The 19,220-nt window shown below is 60.5% G+C and carries 16 protein-coding genes and 2 pseudogenes; 12 read left to right on the plus strand and 6 right to left on the minus strand.

What is annotated here, in order from left to right; all coding sequences use genetic code 11:
- Positions 1–529: 529 nt before the first annotated feature.
- Positions 530–2,023, minus strand: a complete 1,494-nt coding sequence (locus Q8X48_RS02940; RefSeq protein ID WP_046816441.1) for a CoA-acylating methylmalonate-semialdehyde dehydrogenase — start codon at positions 2,021–2,023, stop codon at positions 530–532.
- 179 nt (positions 2,024–2,202) lie between these two features.
- The gene (locus Q8X48_RS02945; protein ID WP_218482994.1) at positions 2,203–3,552 is read right to left on the minus strand and encodes an aspartate aminotransferase family protein; all 1,350 of its coding nucleotides are present in this window, start codon (positions 3,550–3,552) and stop codon (positions 2,203–2,205) included.
- A 138-nt stretch (positions 3,553–3,690) separates the two neighbouring features.
- On the opposite strand from Q8X48_RS02945, the gene Q8X48_RS02950 reads away from it, so the two are divergent.
- The 6 genes from Q8X48_RS02950 to Q8X48_RS02975 all read left to right on the plus strand — a co-directional run bounded on the left by Q8X48_RS02950 (position 3,691) and on the right by Q8X48_RS02975 (position 10,264).
- Entirely contained in the window at positions 3,691–4,611 is a 921-nt protein-coding gene (locus tag Q8X48_RS02950) for a LysR family transcriptional regulator (protein ID WP_015093347.1), read from the plus strand.
- A 211-nt stretch (positions 4,612–4,822) separates the two neighbouring features.
- The gene (locus Q8X48_RS02955; RefSeq protein ID WP_218480712.1) at positions 4,823–5,473 is read left to right on the plus strand and encodes a TetR/AcrR family transcriptional regulator; all 651 of its coding nucleotides are present in this window, start codon (positions 4,823–4,825) and stop codon (positions 5,471–5,473) included.
- A gap of 18 nt (positions 5,474–5,491) precedes the next feature.
- On the plus strand, positions 5,492–6,073 hold the full coding sequence (locus tag Q8X48_RS02960; protein ID WP_126049108.1) for an IMPACT family protein: 582 nt from the start codon (positions 5,492–5,494) through the stop codon (positions 6,071–6,073).
- A gap of 581 nt (positions 6,074–6,654) precedes the next feature.
- Positions 6,655–8,220, plus strand: a complete 1,566-nt coding sequence (locus Q8X48_RS02965) for an ABC transporter ATP-binding protein (RefSeq protein ID WP_407802577.1) — start codon at positions 6,655–6,657, stop codon at positions 8,218–8,220.
- Between the two features lie 11 nt (positions 8,221–8,231).
- Positions 8,232–9,338, plus strand: a complete 1,107-nt coding sequence (locus tag Q8X48_RS02970; RefSeq protein ID WP_407802576.1) for an ABC transporter permease — start codon at positions 8,232–8,234, stop codon at positions 9,336–9,338.
- On the plus strand, positions 9,338–10,264 hold the full coding sequence (locus Q8X48_RS02975) for an ABC transporter permease (protein ID WP_407802575.1): 927 nt from the start codon (positions 9,338–9,340) through the stop codon (positions 10,262–10,264). Before Q8X48_RS02970 ends, Q8X48_RS02975 begins: the two co-directional genes overlap by 1 nt.
- On the opposite strand, the gene Q8X48_RS02980 is transcribed toward Q8X48_RS02975, so the two are convergent.
- On the minus strand, positions 10,261–10,752 hold the full coding sequence (locus Q8X48_RS02980) for a hypothetical protein (protein ID WP_407802574.1): 492 nt from the start codon (positions 10,750–10,752) through the stop codon (positions 10,261–10,263). The two genes, Q8X48_RS02975 and Q8X48_RS02980, sit on opposite strands and share 4 nt — an antisense overlap.
- Positions 10,753–10,861: 109 nt before the next feature.
- Here Q8X48_RS02980 and Q8X48_RS02985 point away from each other — a divergent pair.
- The 3 genes and pseudogenes from Q8X48_RS02985 to Q8X48_RS02995 form a co-directional block, all read left to right on the plus strand.
- Positions 10,862–10,990: pseudogene (locus Q8X48_RS02985) on the plus strand (MerR family transcriptional regulator); the annotation flags it as partial.
- A gap of 19 nt (positions 10,991–11,009) precedes the next feature.
- Entirely contained in the window at positions 11,010–11,699 is a 690-nt protein-coding gene (locus Q8X48_RS02990) for an SDR family oxidoreductase (RefSeq protein WP_407802573.1), read from the plus strand.
- A 259-nt stretch (positions 11,700–11,958) separates the two neighbouring features.
- Positions 11,959–13,317, plus strand: a complete 1,359-nt coding sequence (locus tag Q8X48_RS02995) for an 8-oxoguanine deaminase (RefSeq protein ID WP_407802572.1) — start codon at positions 11,959–11,961, stop codon at positions 13,315–13,317.
- A gap of 202 nt (positions 13,318–13,519) precedes the next feature.
- Here Q8X48_RS02995 and Q8X48_RS03000 read toward each other — a convergent pair.
- Positions 13,520–13,669: pseudogene (locus Q8X48_RS03000) on the minus strand (calcium:proton antiporter); the annotation flags it as partial.
- A gap of 278 nt (positions 13,670–13,947) precedes the next feature.
- Between Q8X48_RS03000 and Q8X48_RS03005 the strand changes: the two are divergent.
- The 3 genes from Q8X48_RS03005 to Q8X48_RS03015 all read left to right on the plus strand — a co-directional run bounded on the left by Q8X48_RS03005 (position 13,948) and on the right by Q8X48_RS03015 (position 17,103).
- Positions 13,948–15,030 (plus strand): BMP family ABC transporter substrate-binding protein, encoded by a 1,083-nt coding sequence (locus Q8X48_RS03005; protein ID WP_126049094.1) that lies wholly within the window; start codon positions 13,948–13,950, stop codon positions 15,028–15,030.
- A gap of 71 nt (positions 15,031–15,101) precedes the next feature.
- Positions 15,102–16,067: a 2-oxoglutarate and iron-dependent oxygenase domain-containing protein gene (locus tag Q8X48_RS03010; protein ID WP_407802571.1), complete on the plus strand. Its 966-nt coding sequence runs from the start codon at positions 15,102–15,104 to the stop codon at positions 16,065–16,067.
- An 82-nt stretch (positions 16,068–16,149) separates the two neighbouring features.
- The gene (locus Q8X48_RS03015; protein ID WP_126049090.1) at positions 16,150–17,103 is read left to right on the plus strand and encodes an adenosine deaminase; all 954 of its coding nucleotides are present in this window, start codon (positions 16,150–16,152) and stop codon (positions 17,101–17,103) included.
- 73 nt (positions 17,104–17,176) lie between these two features.
- Here Q8X48_RS03015 and Q8X48_RS03020 read toward each other — a convergent pair whose 3' ends face one another.
- Together Q8X48_RS03020 and Q8X48_RS03025 are read right to left on the minus strand one after the other, a co-directional pair.
- Entirely contained in the window at positions 17,177–17,911 is a 735-nt protein-coding gene (locus Q8X48_RS03020; protein ID WP_407802570.1) for an ArsR/SmtB family transcription factor, read from the minus strand.
- A gap of 315 nt (positions 17,912–18,226) precedes the next feature.
- Complete coding sequence (locus tag Q8X48_RS03025) at positions 18,227–19,156, minus strand: LysR family transcriptional regulator (protein WP_407802569.1); 930 nt, start codon at positions 19,154–19,156, stop codon at positions 18,227–18,229.
- Positions 19,157–19,220: the final 64 nt, after the last annotated feature.

Raw genomic sequence — 19,220 nt, forward strand, 5'->3', positions numbered from 1 at the left:
GCAATCGTTGGTTACATCTTTGATTTCTCGCGGAGTAACTTGTGATGCTGATAATCTGTTGACTAGCAGTCTGACTCCACAAGCACCCACACGAATTGCTTGATTCAGTTGTTAAAGAGCGGTTGGTTAAGATCTTTCGTCTCAACCGAGGCGCGCATTCTACAGCAGCCTCATTTGCTGTCAAGTGATTTTTTTAAGAAGCTTTCAAGGAATCCTTAGCAACTTCAACCACTTGCGCTTTCGATCTCTCGTCAGCGGGAGGCGAATTCTACAGCGTTACTCGCTGCTGTCAACACCTCTTTTTCAACTTCCCTAGCGCTTCGATGACCTGAAGCAACCCGCTGCCGAAAACTGCGTAACTCTTTGTTTATCAAGGAGTTTTCCGTTTCGACTGCGCCGGAAGTGGGGCGAATTATAGGCCTCCAGAATCTGCCGTCAACACCTGTTTTCACAAATCTGTCATTTAGCCCCAAAAAGCCCCTAAACCAAAAAGGCCGACCCAATGGGTCGGCCTTCTACGCCCTTCTACTTACAAGCTAGGGAACGCGAACTGCGAAGCTTCATGGCTCGCACGCTGCGGCCAGCGCTGGGTGATGGCCTTGCGGCGAGTGTAGAAACGCACGCCATCCGGGCCGTAGGCGTGCAGGTCGCCGAACAGCGAACGCTTCCACCCGCCGAAGCTGTGATAGGCGACCGGCACCGGCAACGGTACGTTGACGCCGACCATGCCGACTTCGATCTCGTCGCAGAACAACCGCGCCGCTTCGCCGTCACGGGTGAAGATGCAGGTGCCGTTGCCATACTCGTGATCGTTGATCAGCTGCATGGCCTCTTCCAGGCTGTTGACCCGAACAACGCATAACACCGGCCCGAAGATCTCTTCTTTATAGATACGCATCTCTGGCGTGACGTTGTCGAACAGGCAACCACCCAGGAAGAAGCCTTCTTCATGACCGGCCACGGTCAGGCCACGACCATCCACCACCAGCGTCGCGCCAGCGGCTACGCCGTCTTCTACATAACCGCTGACTTTGTCACGAGCCTGACCAGTCACCAGTGGGCCCATGTCCAGACCGCAGGAAGTACCGGCACCGATTTTCAGCGCCTGGATTTGCGGAACCAGTTTGGCCACCAGAGCGTCGGCGACCTGGTCACCAACACACACGGCCACAGAGATTGCCATGCAGCGCTCACCGCAAGAACCGTAAGCAGCGCCCATCAGTGCGCTGACAGCGTTGTCCAGGTCGGCATCCGGCATCAGCACGGCGTGGTTCTTTGCACCACCCAGGGCCTGAACGCGTTTGCCGCGCTTGGTGCCTTCGGAGTAGATGTATTCGGCAATCGGCGTCGAACCGACGAAGCTCAGCGCCTTGACTTCCGGCGCTTCGATCAACGCATCCACCGCAGTCTTGTCGCCGTGCACCACGCTCAGTACGCCTTTAGGCAAACCGGCTTCCAGCAGCAACTGGGCAATCAGCAGCGTCGAGCTCGGGTCACGCTCGGACGGCTTGAGAATGAAGCAGTTGCCGCAGACGATCGCCAGCGGGTACATCCACAGGGGCACCATGGCCGGGAAGTTGAACGGCGTGATACCGGCGACAACGCCCAACGGCTGGAAGTCAGACCAGGCATCGATGTTCGGGCCGACGTTGCGGCTGTACTCGCCCTTGAGGATTTCCGGAGCCGCGCAAGCGAACTCGACGTTCTCGATGCCGCGCTTCAGTTCACCGGCAGCATCTTCCAGGGTCTTGCCGTGCTCTTCGCTGATCAATTGCGAGATGCGAGCCTCATTCTGCTCCAGCAGTTGCTTGAAGCGGAACATCACCTGAGCACGCTTGGCCGGTGGCGTGTTGCGCCAGGCCGGGAATGCAGCCTTGGCCGCGTCGATGGCGCTCTGGATGGTTTCGCGGGTCGCCAGCGGCAACTTGTGAATAGCCTGACCGGTAGACGGGTTGAACACATCAACCGCGCGACCGTTCTCGGTCACCAGTTCGCCATTGATCAAATGCGGAATAACGCTCATGGAAGCTCCTGAAAAGTTGTCCACAGGCGCCTACGAAATGGCGCCTGCTATATATAGATGCTTTGTGTAGGAGCGAGCTTGCTCGCGAAGATAGTGAGGGCGCCGCGTTCATCCAGGCAGCCCGCATCATCGTTAACGTCCATCGCGAGCAAGCTCGCTCCTACAGGTGTGTTGTCAAATCAGTCGATCTTGCCCAGCACTTCGCCGACCGCGTCGAACAGACGATCCAGGTCCTGCGGCTTGCTGTTGAAGGTTGGGCCGAACTGCAGGGTGTCGCCGCCGAAGCGGACATAGAACCCGGCTTTCCACAGCGCCATGCCGGCTTCGAACGGACGCACGATCGCATCGCCGTCACGTGGAGCGATCTGGATCGCACCGGCCAGGCCGAAGTTGCGGATGTCGATAATGTTCTTGGTGCCTTTGAGGCCGTGCAGCGCATTTTCGAAATGCGGTGCGACTTCGGCCACGCTCTGTACCAGGTTTTCCTTTTGCAGCAGGTCGAGTGCTGCCAGGCCTGCCGCGCACGCCACCGGGTGTGCCGAATAGGTGTAGCCATGGGGGAACTCAACCGCGTACTCAGGCGTCGGCTGATTCATGAAGGTCTGGTAGATCTCGGAGCTGGCAATCACCGCGCCCATCGGGATCGCGCCATTGGTGACTTGTTTGGCAATGCACATCAGGTCCGGAGTCACGCCGAAGGTGGTGGCGCCGAACATGGTGCCGGTACGGCCGAAACCGGTGATCACTTCGTCGAACACCAGCAGGATGTTGTGCTGGTCGCAGATTTCACGCAGACGCTTGAGGTAACCCTGCGGCGGAACCAGCACGCCAGCGGAACCGGCCAATGGTTCGACGAATACCGCCGCGATGTTCGATGCATCGTGCAGTTCGATCAGCTTGAGCAGTTCGTCAGCCAGGGCGATGCCACCCTGCTCCGGCATGCCACGGGAGTAGGCGTTGCTTGCCAGCAGAGTGTGCGGCAGGTGGTCGACGTCCATCATCGCCTGACCGAACAATTTGCGGTTGCCGTTCACGCCGCCGAGGCTGGTGCCCGCGATGTTCACACCGTGGTAGCCACGGGCACGGCCGATCATCTTGGTTTTGGTCGACTGGCCCTTCAAGCGCCAGTAGGCACGGACCATCTTCACCGCGGTGTCAGCACACTCGGAACCCGAGTCGGTGAAGAACACGTGGTTCAGGTTGCCCGGGGTCAGGTCGGTGATTTTCTCGGCCAGCTGGAACGACAGCGGATGACCGTACTGGAAGCCTGGCGAGTAATCGAGCGTGCCCAGTTGCCTGGCGACCGCTTCCTGGATTTCCTTGCGGGTGTGCCCGGCGCCACAGGTCCACAGACCCGACAGCGAGTCATACACCTTGCGCCCCTTGTCGTCGATCAGCCAGCTGCCTTCGGCGCCAACGATCAGGCGCGGGTCGCGCTGGAAGTTGCGGTTGGCGGTGTAAGGCATCCAGTGAGCATCGAGCTTGAGCTGGCTGGCCAGCGAAGTCGGGGCGTTTTCAGGCAAGTTCATGGGCAAAACCTCGCAAGGCAGTAAGCGGCGTAAGGATTGAAAACCGTTGTTGCAGCTAAATTGCCACGGGGATAAAGTCTGTGAAATGCAACTCTTCTAATGTTCAGTCAGCCAATCACTAAACTTTGAGTAACCCGCATGAGCGCTCGCCGTCCCGATCCGCTGGCCCAGGTCAGCGACTTTGATATTCGCCTGCTGAGGATCTTTCGCAGCGTGGTGGAATGCGGCGGCTTCTCCGCGGCGGAAACCGTGCTGGGCATTGGTCGTTCAGCGATCAGCCAGCAGATGAGCGATCTGGAGCAACGCCTCGGCCTGCGCCTGTGCCAACGTGGACGCGCCGGTTTTTCCCTGACCGAGGAAGGTCGCGAGGTCTATCAATCGGCGTTGCAACTGTTGAGTGCGCTGGAAAGCTTCCGCACCGAGGTCAACGGCCTGCACCAGCACTTGCGTGGTGAATTGATCATTGGTCTGACGGACAACCTGGTCACCCTGCCCCACATGCGCATCACCCATGCCCTCGCGCAGTTGAAAGAGCGCGGCCCGGACGTGCAGATCCAGATCCGCATGATCGCGCCCAATGAGGTCGAACAAGGCGTACTCGACGGCCGTCTGCACGTCGGCGTGGTGCCGCAGGCAAGCGCACTGTCGGGGCTGGAGTACCAACCGTTGTATAGCGAACGCTCGCTGCTGTATTGCGCGGTCGGCCATCCGCTGTTTTACGTCGACGACAAACAACTGGACGACGAGCGCCTGAATAGTCAGGACGCCATCGCACCCACCTTTCGATTGCCAGCGGAGATCCAGGCCCACTACCAGGCGCTCAATTGCACCGCCAGCGCCTCGGACCGCGAAGGCATGGCATTCCTGATCCTGACCGGACGCTATATCGGTTACCTGCCGGATCACTATGCGAGTCTTTGGGTACAGCAGGGCCGGTTGCGAGCGTTGAAAGCCAAAACGCGCTTCTATGACCTGAGCCTGGCCTCGGTCACACGCAAGGGGCGTCGCCCGCATCTGGTACTGGAGAGCTTTCTCGAGAGCCTGGCCGCGACGCGTTGAAATTTTGGATTACAGAAACCTGTGGGAGCGGGCTTGCTCGCGAAGAGGCCGGTACATCCAGCAGCAATGTTGTTTGACACACCGTCTTCGCGAGCAAGCCCGCTCCCACATTAGATTGCGGGGCAGGGTTTTATTGTGTGAGGACTTGTCTGAAGCCGATGGGTACGTTATCAACGCACTGGCCGTCCCACCCACCAGTTCGGAAGTGCTTATGACCTTTGAAGTCCCAGCCCACGGCGGAAAACCCGTCAGCCGCATTCGTCAGAAGAACGAAGAGACCATCATCAAAGCCGCCGAAGACGAGTTCGCCCGTCACGGGTACAAAGGCACGAGCATGAACACCATCGCCCAGAATGCCGGGCTGCCCAAGGCAAACCTGCATTACTACTTCACCAACAAGCTCGGTTTGTACGTGGCGGTGCTGAGCAACATCATCGAGTTGTGGGACAGCACCTTCAACACCCTCACCGCCGAGGATGATCCGACCGAGGCCTTGACCCGTTACATTCGCGCCAAAATGGAGTTCTCCCGCCGCCAGCCGCAAGCGTCGCGAATATTCGCCATGGAAGTCATCAGTGGCGGTGAGTGCCTGACCGAGTATTTCAACCAGGACTATCGCGCCTGGTTCCAGGGCCGTGCGGGCGTGTTCCAGGCCTGGATCGACGCCGGTAAAATGGACCCGGTCGATCCGGTGCACCTGATCTTCCTGTTGTGGGGCAGCACCCAGCATTACGCCGACTTCGCCACGCAGATCTGCCGCGTCACCGGGCGCACCCGGTTGACCAAACAGGACATGGAAGACGCCGGGGACAACCTGATCCGCATCATTCTCAAGGGCTGCGGCCTGAAACCTGCCATTTAATTAGCCATTCAGGTACGTATGCCTTTTACCCTCAGCGGTTTTTGCGAATACCGCGAAGAGATTCGCAAGAGCCGCTTCATCACCTTCGCCGCGCCGATATCCAGCCCGACCGAGGCCCAGGCGTTCATTGAACAGCACAGTGACTTGAATGCCTCGCACAACTGTTGGGCGTGGAAGCTCGGCGATCAATATCGCAGCACCGATGATGGCGAACCCGGCGGCACCGCAGGTCGGCCGATTCTGGCGGCGATAGAGGCACAGGACTGTGATCAGGTCGCGGTGCTGGTGATTCGCTGGTACGGCGGCATCCAACTGGGCACCGGTGGTCTCGCCCGGGCCTATGGCGGCGGTGCGAACAAATGCCTGCAAGCGGCGCCAAAGGTTGAGTTGATCAGCCGGGTGCCGTTGCGATGCGCTTGCGGGTTTGCCGAGTTGGCGTTGGTCAAGCTGCGGGTGGCGGAGGCAGGTGGACTGGTTGTGGATGAAAGCTTCACCGCCAATGGTGTCGAGTTGCAGTTGGCGGTAGGCGATGCGCAGATCGATACCTTGCAGTCACAGCTGGCCGATTTGAGTCGTGGACGTATTCTCTTGCAGCGCTGAAAACAAGCGCAAAAGATCGCAGCCTTCGGCAGCTCCTACACGGAATCGTGCTGCGATCTTTTGGGGCACGCCGCTTTTCCACTTATTCCATATTTGCCCACATCTGCTGTGCACCCGGCTGTGGATAACCTGAGCACATACCGCTGTAACCCTTCTGTCATGCGGCTTTGCGGACTTTGCTCAATTTTCGTCCAATCTGCCATCAAGCGCTTCAAATTCAAGCAAAAACAAACAGTTACGGCGATTTATCACCTTTAGAAGAAAGCCACCCAGTGCTTATGCCCATGCCTTGAGCTTGCGCACAAATACTGTGGAGCAATCTGTGGATAACCCGTTCATGGCCGTCTCGGCACCCTGCAGGGTATGGCTTGTGGTCGATTGATCATTTTTTGAGCAAAAGCCCACGAGCAAAATCGGGGCTTGATTTGCACCATTGCCCCCATGTGGTGCCGGGCTCTGCGTGGCTCATTTGAAAGCTGCGGACTCAACGCCTCGGCTCACAGGACCTGAATATTTTCCTGACCTGATGGCCAGAAAATTGCTTTATCCACAGGCACAAGTCCAACAGCACCGAGCCTGTCATGCCCAATCACGCTCCAATCCCGGATCCGGTTCCGCGCCTGCAACTGCGCGGAATCAGCAAACGCTACCCCGGTTGCCAGGCCAACGATGCCATCGACCTGACCATTGCCCCTGGCGAGATCCATGCCCTGCTTGGGGAAAACGGCGCGGGCAAAAGCACGCTGATGAAAATCATCTACGGCGTCACCCAGGCCGATTCGGGCGAGGTGATCTGGCAAGGTCAGCGGGTAACCCTGCGCAACCCGGCCCAGGCCCGGAGCTTGGGAATCGGCATGGTGTTCCAGCACTTCTCGCTGTTCGAAACCTTGAGCGTGGCGCAGAACATCGCCCTGGCCATGGGTGCGGCGGCAGGCACACCCAGACAACTTGAGCCGAAGATTCGCGAGGTGTCGCGACGCTATGGCATGGCGCTGGAACCGGAGCGACTTGTCCACAGCCTGTCGATCGGAGAACGGCAACGGGTGGAAATCATTCGCTGCCTGATGCAGGACATCCGCCTGTTGATTCTCGATGAACCGACTTCGGTGCTGACGCCGCAAGAAGCCGACGACTTGTTCGTCACCCTGCGCCAGCTCGCCGCCGAGGGCTGCAGCATTTTGTTCATCAGCCACAAGCTCGGGGAAGTCCGCGCGCTGTGCCAGAGCGCGACGGTACTGCGCGGCGGACGCGTGACCGGACATTGCGTGCCAGCCGACTGTACGGATCAGCAACTGGCGCGCCTGATGGTCGGTGAGGCGGCGCAGCTAAACGCAAACTATCCGAAGGTGACCGGGGGTGATGCGTTCCTTGAGGTACGTGGATTGTCCTGGCACAACCCGGACCCGTTCGGATGCTCGCTCAAGGACATCAATCTTGAAGTGCGCAGCGGCGAAATCGTCGGCATCGCCGGTGTCGCGGGCAATGGCCAGGACGAGCTGCTGGCCTTGCTCAGCGGCGAACAACGCCTCAATCGCAACGAAGGCGCAACCCTGCGCTTTGGCCAGGAACCGGTTGCCCATTTACACCCCGACGCACGTCGCAGACTTGGCCTGAGCTTCGTCCCAGCAGAACGCCTGGGCCATGGCGCGGTGCCAGAGTTGAGCCTGGCAGACAACGCGCTATTGACCGCTTTCCAGCAAGGACTGGTGAATAAGGGTCTGATCCGGCGCAGTAGAGTCGAAGTGTTGGCCGAGGAAATCATCCGCCGTTTCGGGGTCAAGACACCCGATAGCCAGACCCCGGCCCGCAGCCTGTCCGGCGGCAACCTGCAGAAATTCATCCTCGGCCGGGAAATCCTCCAGCAACCCAGGCTGCTGGTCGCCGCGCACCCGACCTGGGGGGTGGACGTCGGCGCGGCCGCCACCATTCACCGCGCCTTGATTGCCTTGCGCGATGCCGGCGCGGCGATCCTGGTGATTTCCGAAGACCTCGACGAACTGTTCCAGATCAGCGATCGCCTTGGCGCCTTGTGCGACGGTCGCCTGTCGGCGCTCCACGCCACGGTCGATACGCGCCTGAGCGATGTCGGCGGCTGGATGGCCGGCCAGTTCGCTACCCCTCAATCACTCGCATCCGCCACGCGCTAACGGAGTGTCACATGCTGCTTTCTCTTGAACCCCGTGGCCAGCAATCGCGGCTGATGCTGTGGTGCTCGCCGTTGCTGGCGGCTGCGCTGACCCTGGGCTGTGGATCGTTGTTGTTCATCTCGCTCGGGCATGACCCGCTGCTGACCTTGCACACACTGCTGATCGCTCCGGTCAGCGACCTGTATGGCGTCTCTGAATTGTTGGTCAAAGCCCTGCCGATTCTGCTGTGCGCACTGGGCCTGGCCGTCGCCTACCAGGCGCGCATCTGGAACATCGGTGCCGAAGGTCAACTGCTGCTCGGTGCATTGGCCGGCAGTGCGCTGGCGGTCAACATCATCGATCTGCAAAGCCGCTGGGCGCTGGTGCTGATCCTGCTCACCGGCACCCTGGCCGGTGCAGCCTGGGCCGGCCTGACCGCATGGTTGCGCACGCGCTTCAACGCCAATGAAATCCTGACCAGCATCATGCTCAACTACATCGCGCTGAACCTGTTGCTGTTCTGCGTTCACGGTCCGTTGAAGGATCCCGCCGGGTTCAACTTCCCCGAGTCAGCGATGTTCGGGGATGCCAGCCGCTTGCCGCTCTTGATGGAGGATGGCCGGGTTCACGCCGGGGTGTATTTCGCCCTGCTCGCCTTAGTGACGGTGTGGGTGCTGTTGCAGAAAAGCTTTGTCGGCTTCCAGATCAAGGTGCTCGGGCTGGATAAGCGGGCCGCCGGTTTCGTCGGTTTTCGCGAGAAGCGCCTGATCTGGCTCGCGCTATTGATCAGCGGCGGTCTGGCGGGCCTTGCCGGTGTGTGCGAAGTCACCGGGCCGATCGGTCAGTTGGTGCCGCAGGTCTCGCCGGGCTACGGCTACGCGGCGATCACCGTGGCGTTTCTCGGCCGCCTCAATCCCATCGGCATTCTGTTTTCCAGCCTGTTGATGGCGCTGCTGTACATCGGCGGTGAAAGCGCTCAAATGAGCCTGAATCTGCCGCAAGCGATCACCCAATTGTTCCAGGGCATGATGCTGTTTTTCCTGCTGGCCAGTGACGTGCTGATTCTCTACCGGCCACGCTTGAACCTGCGCTGGAACCGTCGTGCCCAAGCCACCGCCGTACACGCAGGAGCGTTGTGATGGATATCGATCTGCTGAGCAATATTTTCTACGCCATGGTCCGCTGCGGTACACCGTTGCTGCTGGTGGCGCTCGGGGAACTGATCTGCGAGAAAAGCGGCGTCCTCAACCTGGGCCAGGAAGGCATGATGCTGTTTGGCGCGGTGATCGGTTTCATCGTCGCGTTCAACACCGGGCACCTGTGGCTCGGAGTAGTGCTGGCGATGTTCGCCGGGATGCTGCTGTCATCGCTGTTTGCGCTGGTGGCGCTGGTGTTCAATGCCAATCAGGTGGCCAGCGGTCTGGCCCTGACGATTTTCGGCGTGGGCCTGTCGACCTTTGTCGGTGCGGCCTGGGTCGGCAAGCCGCTGGCAGGTTTCGAACCCTTGGCGATTCCCTATCTGAGCCAGATCCCGCTGATCGGGCGGATGCTGTTTGCCCAGGACCTGTTGGTCTATCTGTCGTTCGCACTGTTTGCGCTGGTGGCCTGGGTCATTCTGAAAAGCCGTGTCGGGCTGATCATTCAAGCCGTCGGGGAAAATCCCGCTGCCGCCAGTGCCATGGGTTTGCCGGTGTTGTCAGTGCGTACGTTGGCGGTGTTGTTTGGTGGCGCGATGGCCGGATTGGCCGGGGCCTACCTGTCCCTGGCGTACACGCCGATGTGGGCGGAGAACATGAGCGCCGGGCGCGGCTGGATTGCCTTGGCGCTGGTGGTGTTCGCCAGTTGGCGGGTGTGGCGCCTGCTGCTCGGCGCGTACCTGTTCGGGCTCGCCAGCATCCTGCACCTGGTGGCGCAGGGATTGGGGCTGGCGATTCCGTCGAGCCTGCTGGCGATGCTGCCGTATGTCGCGACCATAGTAGTGCTGGTGCTGTTGTCACGGGATGCGCTGCGGACACGGTTGTATGCGCCGGTGTCATTGGGGCAGCCGTGGCAGGCCGGGCATTAGGCTGTGCCTGTTCGGTCCTCTTCGCGAGCAGGCTCGCTCCCACATTTGACCGAGTTCACACCCATCCCATGTGGGAGCGGGCTTGCCCGCGAAGGGGCCCGAACAGGCAACACCTGAGCCACGCCCCACGCCAATTCAAACACCAGAAAAACCACAAGCAATGAACTCGCCCCCTGGATCAGGGCATAAGCCTGCCAGGCCGAGAACAGGAATCTGGCCACGGCGTCATACCGCCCGAAAACCTGCTGCGGATCACGAATCCGCAGCACCGACCATACGCAGACGATCGAGCCCAACAGATTCGCCATTAACATGTGCACCGGTTCGAACGGTGGCAGCTCACCCGGCAAACTCAACGCCTGGCTCAGCGCAGTCAAAACCCCATGCAACGCCGCAAAACTCCACGGCGTGACAAACGCGACCGTCACGATCAGGTCGTACCAGGCACTGCCTTGCACCAACCGGCGATATTGCGTTGTAGTCCACATCGTCATTGCTCCATCAATTCAGGGAGCAACAAGGCTAAAGCCTGGAGTATGCTCCAGGGTCAAGCCCCTTCGAGACATCATGATGCGCATCGGTGAACTGGCCCGGGCCAGCGCCGTCACGCAACTGCTGCAAGACAAACTCAAACTGATCGAAGCCCGCATGGCCGAACTCGGCGCGCTACGCGAAGAGTTGCAACAACGGCTCGGGCAACAGTGTCCATTGAATCCACGATCCTGAACTTTCAAGGAAGCCACTCATGTCCAAGGCAAAAACCGCACTCATCATCGGCGCCTCCCGGGGGCTTGGTCTCGGGCTGGTGAAAACCCTGCTGGCCGATGGCTGGCAAGTCACCGCCACCGTGCGCGACCCGCAAAAAGCCGAGGCCTTGCAGGCCCTGGGCAAGGTGCGGATCGAACAACTCGACATGGACGATCAGCCAGCAGTGTCCGCCCTGAGCCAGCAACTCAAGGGCGAGGTGTTTGACCTGCTGTTCGTCAATGCCGGGGTCAAGGGGCCGGATATCCAGACACCCAACGGTGGCGCGACGATGGCCGAAGTCGGTCAGCTGTTTTTCACCAACGCCGTGGCGCCGATCAACCTGGCCCAGCGTTTTGTCGAACAGATCCGCCCGGACAGCGGCGTGCTGGCGTTCATGAGTTCGGTGCTGGGCAGCGTGACCATGCCCGATGCACCGGAGCTGGCGCTGTACAAGGCCAGCAAGGCAGCACTCAACTCCATGACCAACAGCTTCGTCACTCAGTTGGGCGATACAACGCTCACTGTCCTGTCGCTGCACCCGGGCTGGGTGAAGACCGACATGGGCGGTGAAGGCGCGGACATCGACGTCGAAACCAGCACGCGCGGCCTGGTCGATCAGGTGAATGCGTATGTCGGCAAGGGCGGACACCACTTCATCAATTACCGGGGTGAGACCATTCCCTGGTAATCACCGCCAACACACTACCCTGTGGGAGCGGGCTTGCCCGCGATGACGACGGCACAACCAACAACGATTTGACTGACACACCGCTATCGCGAGCAAGCTCGCTCCCACAGGGTTTTTTGTTGTCCTGTCGGGCCGGGCTTGCCCATAACGGCATTTTGATCGACACTTCGCACCTCGCCTCCCCGGCGAACCTGGATCAGCAGACAGGGCAACACTGAGCTGGCAACCCTGAACCCAATTTTCAGAGGAGCCGGCCAACATGCCTGCGACCCGTACCTGGTTAAAAAATCCCCTCGCCATTTTCACCTCCAACGGTCTCGATGCCCGTGGCGGCCTGGTGCTGCAAGACGGCTTGATCGTCGAAGTGCTCGGCGCAGGCCAGCAACCGTCCGCACCGTGCAATGAAGTGTTCGATGCCCGCGAGCATGTGATCCTGCCGGGCCTGATCAACACCCATCACCACTTCTATCAAACCCTGACCCGCGCCTGGGCGCCGGTGGTCAATCAGCCGCTGTTTCCGTGGCTGAAAACCCTGTACCCGGTCTGGGCACGCCTGACCCCGGAAAAACTCGCCCTCGCCACCAAGGTCGCACTGGCCGAATTGCTGCTGTCCGGCTGCACCACCGCCGCCGACCATCACTACCTGTTTCCGGAAGGTCTGGAAAATGCCATCGACGTGCAAGTCGAGAGCGTTCGTGAACTGGGCATGCGCGCCATGCTCACCCGCGGCTCCATGAGCCTCGGCGAAAAGGACGGTGGACTGCCGCCGCAACAGACTGTGCAGGAAGGCGAAGTGATCCTCGCCGACAGCCAGAGACTGATTGCCGAGTACCACGAACGTGGCGACGGCGCGCAAATCCAGATCGCCCTGGCACCGTGCTCGCCGTTCTCGGTGACCCCGGAAATCATGTCGGCCAGCGCCGAACTGGCGAACCAACTCGACGTGCGCCTGCACACCCATCTGGCAGAAACCCTCGACGAAGAAGATTTCTGCCTGCAACGCTTCGGCCTGCGCACCGTGGATTATCTGGACAGCGTCGGCTGGCTCGGCCCGCGTACCTGGCTGGCCCATGGAATCCACTTCAACCCGGACGAGATCACCCGCCTCGGCGCCGCCGGCACCGGTATCTGCCATTGCCCGAGCTCGAACATGCGCCTGGCCTCGGGCATCTGCCCGAGCATCGATTTGACTGACGCCGGCGCCCTGCTGGGTCTGGGCGTGGACGGTTCGGCCTCCAACGATGCCTCGAACATGATGCTCGAAGCGCGCCAGGCCCTGTACATCCAGCGCCTGCGCTACGGCGCCGAGAAGATCACCCCGGAACGCGTGCTCGGCTGGGCGACCAAAGGCTCGGCCAGTCTGTTGGGCCGTACCGATATCGGCGAACTGGCCGTTGGCAAGCAGGCCGACCTGGCGCTGTTCAAGCTCGATGAACTGCGCTTCTCCGGCAGCCATGATCCGGTCTCGGCCCTGCTGCTGTGCGGCGCCGATCGCGCGGACCGGGTGATGGTCGGCGGCAAGTGGCGGGTGATTGACGGGCAGGTCGAGGGGCTGGACCTGAAGGGCTTGATTGCCGATCACAGCCAGGCGGCGCGACAGTTGATTGCCGGGACCTGACACAACACCAATTAACACTGTGGGAGCGGGCTTGCTCGCGAAGGCGGCGTGTCAGTCGACATACTTTGTGTATGACACACCGCTATCGCGAGCAGGCTCGCTCCCACATTGGTTTTGTGAGGCCTTCAGAGTCCCAACAGCGACAACATGATAAACGTCGCAAACAACACGAAATGAGTCATGCCTTCGATGGCGTTGGTTAGGCCGCGACGATGAAGGCAATCAACGCCAGCCCGCTGATCAATGCGATGACCTGGCCGCTGTGCAGCATCCAGTGCTCCAGCGGATAGGCCACGCACGCGGCGATCAACGCCAACAGCAGGAAGCCTTCTTGCTTGAGGGTGGTGAGCATGGCGAGCCATTTTGCCGAGTGGTGCCGATGAGCTACGGACTGCGGGGTGACGTTAACGTTTCGTTTTACCTTAGCGCACCAGAGGGTGGCGTGAGGTTGGTCAGATGCACTGCGTTGGTTCTGGCGTTGAAAAAGATCGCAGCCTTCGGCAGCTCCTACAGAGCTACGCGAAGCCATGCAGGAGCTGCCGAAGGCTGCGATCTTTTGATTTTGTTGTCCGGTTGGTCAGCCATTTGCATTGCCCCTGCCAATCACACAACAAAATGGAGCTCCAGTTCATGCACAACCGTCCGTTGAAGAAGCTGCTTTGCGCCGTTACCGCCGCCATCGGCCTGAGCGCGAGCCTGAGTGCCAGCGCCAACGACCCGCTGAAAGTCGGCTTCGTTTACATCGGCCCGATCGGCGACCACGGCTGGACGTATCAGCATGAACAGGGACGCAAGGAGCTCGCGGAAAAATTCGGCCCGCAGATCACCACCAACTATGTAGAGAACGTGGCCGAAGGGGCCGACGCCGAGCGGGTGATCCGCAACATGGCCAAGGACAAATACGACCTGATCTTCACCACCTCCTTCGGCTACATGAACCCGACCGTGAAAGTCGCCAAACAGTTTCCCCAGGTGACCTTCGAACACGCCACCGGCTACAAGCAGGACAAGAACCTCGGCACCTACCTGGCACGCACCTACGAAGGTCGCTACGTCGGTGGCTTCCTCGCGGCGAAGATGACCAAGACCAGGAAGATCGGCTATGTCGCCTCTTTCCCGATCCCGGAAGTGATCCGCGACATCAACGCCATCCAGCTGGCCCTGAACAAGTACAACCCCGGTACCGAAATCAAGGTGGTGTGGGTCAACTCCTGGTTCGATCCGGGCAAGGAAGCGGATGCCGCCAACGCCCTGATCGACCAGGGCGTGGACGTGGTGTTCCAGCACACCGACAGCCCGGCGCCAATCCAGGCCGCCGAACGTCGTGGCGTGTATGCGGTGGGCTACGCTTCGGACATGGCGCACTTCGGACCGAAGGCGGTGCTGACCTCCATCGTCAACGACTGGGGCCCGCACTACATTCAGGCAGCCCAAAGCCTGCTTGATCATGACTGGAAGTCCCAGGACTACTGGGGCGGCTTGAAAGAGGGCACGGTTGAGCTGCCGATCAGCGACCTGGTGCCGGCTGCGGTGAAAAGCGAAGCCGAACAGCTCATCGCCAATATCAAGAGCGGTACGCTGCAGCCGTTCACCGGGCCGATCAAGGATCAGGCCGGTGTCGAAAAAATCCCGGCAGGCGTGAGCGCGACTACGGCGGAACTGGCGTCGATGAATTACTACGTGGAAGGCATGAAGGCTGAAATACCGAAGTAATGCTTCACCCATCCCCCTGTGGGAGCAAGCCCGCTCCCACATTGGAAATTCATCGCTTTCAAGGATTGCGCATGACCAGCCTCCCCATCATCGACATCGCCCCGCTCTACAGCGACGACCAGAACGCCTGGCCAGCCGTGGCCGCACACATCGACCACGCCTGCCGCGAGTGGGGTTTCTTCTACATCATGGGCCATCCAATCAGTGCCGCCCGCATCGACGCCCTGCTCGACCACGCCAAACGCTTCTTCGCCCAACCCACCGCCGAAAAACTCAAGATCGACATCACCCAGACCCGTCACCATCGCGGCTACGGCGCCATCGCCACCGAACAGTTGGATCCGAGCAAACCCAGCGACCTCAAGGAAACCTTTGACATGGGCCTGCACCTGCCGGCCGGGCACCCTGATGTACTGGCGGAAAAACCCTTGCGCGGCCCCAATCGCCATCCGTCCCTGCCCGGTTGGGAAGAGTTGATGGAGCAACACTACGTCGACATGCAGGCCCTCGCACAAACGCTGTTGCGGGCAATGACCATTGCGCTGGGGATCGAGCGCGATTTCTTCGACACTCGCTTCCATGACCCGGTCAGTGTGTTGCGCCTGATCCACTACCCGCCGCGTCACACGGCCAGCTCCACCGAGCAGCAAGGCGCCGGCGCCCATACCGACTACGGCTGCATCACCCTGCTCTATCAGGACGCCGCCGGTGGCTTACAGGTACGCAACGTCAAAGGTGAATGGATCGACGCGCCCCCCATCGACGGTACGTTCGTGGTCAACCTCGGCGACATGATGGCGCGCTGGAGCAACGACCGTTACCTGTCGACACCGCACCGGGTGATCAGCCCCCTGGGCGTGGATCGTTATTCGATGCCGTTCTTCGCCGAGCCGCACCCGGATACCCGTATCGAATGCCTGCCCGGTTGTCAGGATGCACTACACCCGGCGAAATACCCGGCCACTACCTGCGCCGGGTTCCTGCTCTCGCGCTTCGCCGATACCTACGCTTATCGACGGGAACAGGAAGCGGGGTGATGAACCGCCTGGTCAGGTTTTACCAATTGTTGCGGCAACCCTCTGTAGAATGGCGACCATTGCACCTGATGAGAAAAGAATCATGTATGACTGGCTGAACGCCCTGCCCAAGGCAGAATTGCACCTGCACCTGGAAGGTTCGCTGGAACCCGAGCTGTTGTTCGCCCTGGCCGAGCGCAACAAGATTGCCTTGCCATGGAGCGACGTCGAAACCTTGCGCAAGGCGTATGCCTTCAACAACCTGCAGGAGTTCCTCGACCTGTATTACCGGGGGGCCGATGTGCTGCGCACCTCCCAGGATTTCTATGACCTGACCTGGGCGTACCTGCTGCGCTGCAAAGAGCAGAACGTGATTCACACCGAACCGTTCTTCGACCCGCAGACCCACACCGACCGTGGCATCCCGTTCGAAGTGGTGCTCAACGGCATCGCCGCCGCGCTGAAGGATGGCGAGCAGCAACTGGGCATCACCAGCGGTTTGATCCTGAGCTTCCTGCGCCATCTGAGCGAAGACGAAGCACAGAAAACCCTCGACCAGGCCCTGCCGTTCCGCGATGCGTTCGTCGCCGTCGGCCTGGACAGTTCCGAGATGGGCCACCCGCCAAGCAAGTTCCAGCGCGTGTTCGACCGTGCCCGTCACGAAGGCTTCCTGACCGTCGCCCACGCCGGTGAAGAAGGCCCGCCCGAGTACATCTGGGAAGCCATAGACCTGCTGAAAATCCAGCGCATCGACCATGGCGTGCGCGCCATCGAAGACGAGCGTCTGATGCAGCGGATCATTGACGAGCAGATCCCGCTGACCGTGTGCCCTCTGTCGAACACCAAACTGTGCGTATTCGATCACATGTCGCAGCACAACATTCTCGACATGCTGGAACGCGGTGTGAAAGTGACCGTGAACTCCGATGATCCGGCGTACTTCGGCGGTTATGTCACGGAGAACTTCCATGCCCTGCACACTCACCTCGGCATGACCCAGGACCAGGCCAGACGCCTGGCGCAGAACAGCCTCGATGCGCGGTTGGTGAAAACCTGAAGGCAAACGCAAACCGTGAGCTGGCTTGCCAGCGATGCTGGATGGGAGACCACCATCGCCGGCAAGCCGGCGCCTACAGTGCCATTTCCAGCTCGGTTTCCAGGGCAAAGCGATGAATTTCGCGTTGCCCGGAGGCCGTCACCTGCAAGGCTCGGGAATCGTTGGGCAGGCTCAGCCACCCCGACTGCATGAACAGCTGCAACAAGGCGGCCCCCAGCGAGCCGCCCATGTGCGGGCGTCTTTCGCTCCAGTCAGGGCACGCACAGGCAACCCTGCCGTTGCGATGGGCCAGCGCCTGGATGAACACTCCCCGTGCCGCCAACTCCGTCGCGCCCTTGAGCGTGACCGTGACCCGCTGATCCGAATGTTCGATCCAGCCCGCTTCCAGCAATCGCTGATACAGGTCGGCGGACAGGGTACCCCCCAAGTGATCGTCGCACAGCCGGGCACTCAGCAATGACGAGCGCACTGCCCGGGGTTTGACGAGTGGCGCATTGCGCTTGAACACGTCCGGAATATCCTGGGGCGCGCTGGCGAAGGTCGCGCTGGCCAGCGCTTCGATTGCCGCCCCGATCTCGGGGGCAGCCAGGCGGAAGAAGCGTTTGCGGCCGCGGCTTTCAACCCTTAACAGACCTCCAGCGGACAAACGTCCCAGGTGTGCACTGGCCGAAGACGGTGACAGGCCCGCCAGCAAAGCCAACTCTTCGGTTGCTCGCGCCGAACCATCCATCAAGGCCCACATCATTGCGCTGCGCTTTGGGTCAGCCAGCAATGTGGCGATCTGGCTGATGCAAGGTGCATGTTCCATGTATTCACTCCCTGTTGAATCGTTTCGTCTTCTGACCAGATACATCTTGACCAGTAATGTGTCGTCGGCCAATCCGTGGAAACTGCCATGAGTCCGGCAACGCCTTGCTCACCCATTAGCGCTGCCTGGCCGATGCCGCGAAGGCCAGAAGGATGAACGTGCTGCCGGGCCGACTCGAACGTGGACCCGCCATTGGGGATCGACGCTACTTACATGATGAGAGCGCTAGTATATGCGGGTTGGTCGGCGGATCCTGTCCTCCGCCCGGCATAGGTGGTGATAGTTCCTGAGGGAAATTTCTCTTTTTTTGTACGACTAATGATCGATATCTGAAAAGCCCGGAAATTGACTGCTCAACAGGGCGCATCGGCTGACAAGCATTTCGCGCAGCAGGTTCACCGGCTTACTCAATTGTGCGCGATGGGCGCACAACAGATTCAACGGTGCGCGCTCGCAGATCAGTTCCGGCATCAGCACCTTCAAGCGGCCGGCCAGTACATCGGCGGCGACATCGAACCAGGATTTGTAGGCGATCCCGGCACCGGCCACGGCCCAAAGGCGAACGACATCGGCATCGTCACTGAAGCGGTCGCCGCTGACGGTCAGGCTGACTTCGCGTTTGCCGTCGTGAAAACTCCAGTGATCGTGGACCCTGCTGCCGAGCATGTACAACAGGCAATTGTGCTGTGCCAGTTGCTCCAGATGCCGCGGTTCGCCATGGCGAGCCAGATAGTCGGGTGCGGCGCACAACACCCGGCGGTTCTGCGGGGCGATGGGCAGCGCCACCAGGCTGGAGTCTTCCGGTTCACCGTAGCGCAGGGCAATGTCTACCGGCTGGCGGAACAGGTCGGCGATGCGGTCCCCCAGCAGCAGGCGCACGGTTAGTTTCGGATGCTCGCGCTGAAACTGGTCAAGCCAGGGCAACAGCAGATGGCGGCCAAAGTCCGACGGCGCCGACAGTTGCAGAACCCCGCTGACCTGGTCCTGACCGCTGGCCAGTAATCGCCGGCCCTCGTCGAGATTGCTCAAGGCCGCGCGGGCGTATTCGAGAAAGCCCTCGCCCTCGGCGGTCAAGCGCAAGCTGCGGGTCGAACGGGCCAATAGACGGGCGCCCAGTTGCTGTTCAATGCGCTTGAGCGCTGCACTGGCCACCGCCGCCGACATGTCCATGCCCCGCGCCGCGGCGGACAGACTGCCCAGGTCCGCCGCCCGGACAAACAACTGCAAGTCATCGAAACGCAGCATCAAGTGCACCGATTATCAAAAAAACATTGAAAGAGACTGCTCTTTTAGCCGGTTTTATCTTCCG

This window comes from Pseudomonas sp. QLc11A, from assembly GCF_052112305.1.
Taxonomy (GTDB): domain Bacteria; phylum Pseudomonadota; class Gammaproteobacteria; order Pseudomonadales; family Pseudomonadaceae; genus Aquipseudomonas; species Aquipseudomonas laurylsulfatiphila.

What these genes read in the sequence shown, in the direction of transcription:
- Q8X48_RS02975 (WP_407802575.1), top strand. Translation starts at nt 9,338, where the DNA reads ATGGATATCGATCTGCTGAGCAATATTTTCTACGCCATGGTCCGCTGC.
- Q8X48_RS02970 (WP_407802576.1), top strand. Translation starts at nt 8,232, where the DNA reads ATGCTGCTTTCTCTTGAACCCCGTGGCCAGCAATCGCGGCTGATGCTG.
- Q8X48_RS02995 (WP_407802572.1), top strand. Translation starts at nt 11,959, where the DNA reads ATGCCTGCGACCCGTACCTGGTTAAAAAATCCCCTCGCCATTTTCACC.
- Q8X48_RS02990 (WP_407802573.1), top strand. Translation starts at nt 11,010, where the DNA reads ATGTCCAAGGCAAAAACCGCACTCATCATCGGCGCCTCCCGGGGGCTT.
- Q8X48_RS02945 (WP_218482994.1), bottom strand. Translation starts at nt 3,552, where the DNA reads ATGAACTTGCCTGAAAACGCCCCGACTTCGCTGGCCAGCCAGCTCAAG.
- Q8X48_RS02980 (WP_407802574.1), bottom strand. Translation starts at nt 10,752, where the DNA reads ATGTGGACTACAACGCAATATCGCCGGTTGGTGCAAGGCAGTGCCTGG.
- Q8X48_RS03005 (WP_126049094.1), top strand. Translation starts at nt 13,948, where the DNA reads ATGCACAACCGTCCGTTGAAGAAGCTGCTTTGCGCCGTTACCGCCGCC.
- Q8X48_RS03025 (WP_407802569.1), bottom strand. Translation starts at nt 19,156, where the DNA reads ATGCTGCGTTTCGATGACTTGCAGTTGTTTGTCCGGGCGGCGGACCTG.
- Q8X48_RS02960 (WP_126049108.1), top strand. Translation starts at nt 5,492, where the DNA reads ATGCCTTTTACCCTCAGCGGTTTTTGCGAATACCGCGAAGAGATTCGC.
- Q8X48_RS02950 (WP_015093347.1), top strand. Translation starts at nt 3,691, where the DNA reads ATGAGCGCTCGCCGTCCCGATCCGCTGGCCCAGGTCAGCGACTTTGAT.
- Q8X48_RS02955 (WP_218480712.1), top strand. Translation starts at nt 4,823, where the DNA reads ATGACCTTTGAAGTCCCAGCCCACGGCGGAAAACCCGTCAGCCGCATT.
- Q8X48_RS02965 (WP_407802577.1), top strand. Translation starts at nt 6,655, where the DNA reads ATGCCCAATCACGCTCCAATCCCGGATCCGGTTCCGCGCCTGCAACTG.
- Q8X48_RS03015 (WP_126049090.1), top strand. Translation starts at nt 16,150, where the DNA reads ATGTATGACTGGCTGAACGCCCTGCCCAAGGCAGAATTGCACCTGCAC.
- Q8X48_RS03010 (WP_407802571.1), top strand. Translation starts at nt 15,102, where the DNA reads ATGACCAGCCTCCCCATCATCGACATCGCCCCGCTCTACAGCGACGAC.
- Q8X48_RS03020 (WP_407802570.1), bottom strand. Translation starts at nt 17,911, where the DNA reads ATGGAACATGCACCTTGCATCAGCCAGATCGCCACATTGCTGGCTGAC.
- Q8X48_RS02940 (WP_046816441.1), bottom strand. Translation starts at nt 2,023, where the DNA reads ATGAGCGTTATTCCGCATTTGATCAATGGCGAACTGGTGACCGAGAAC.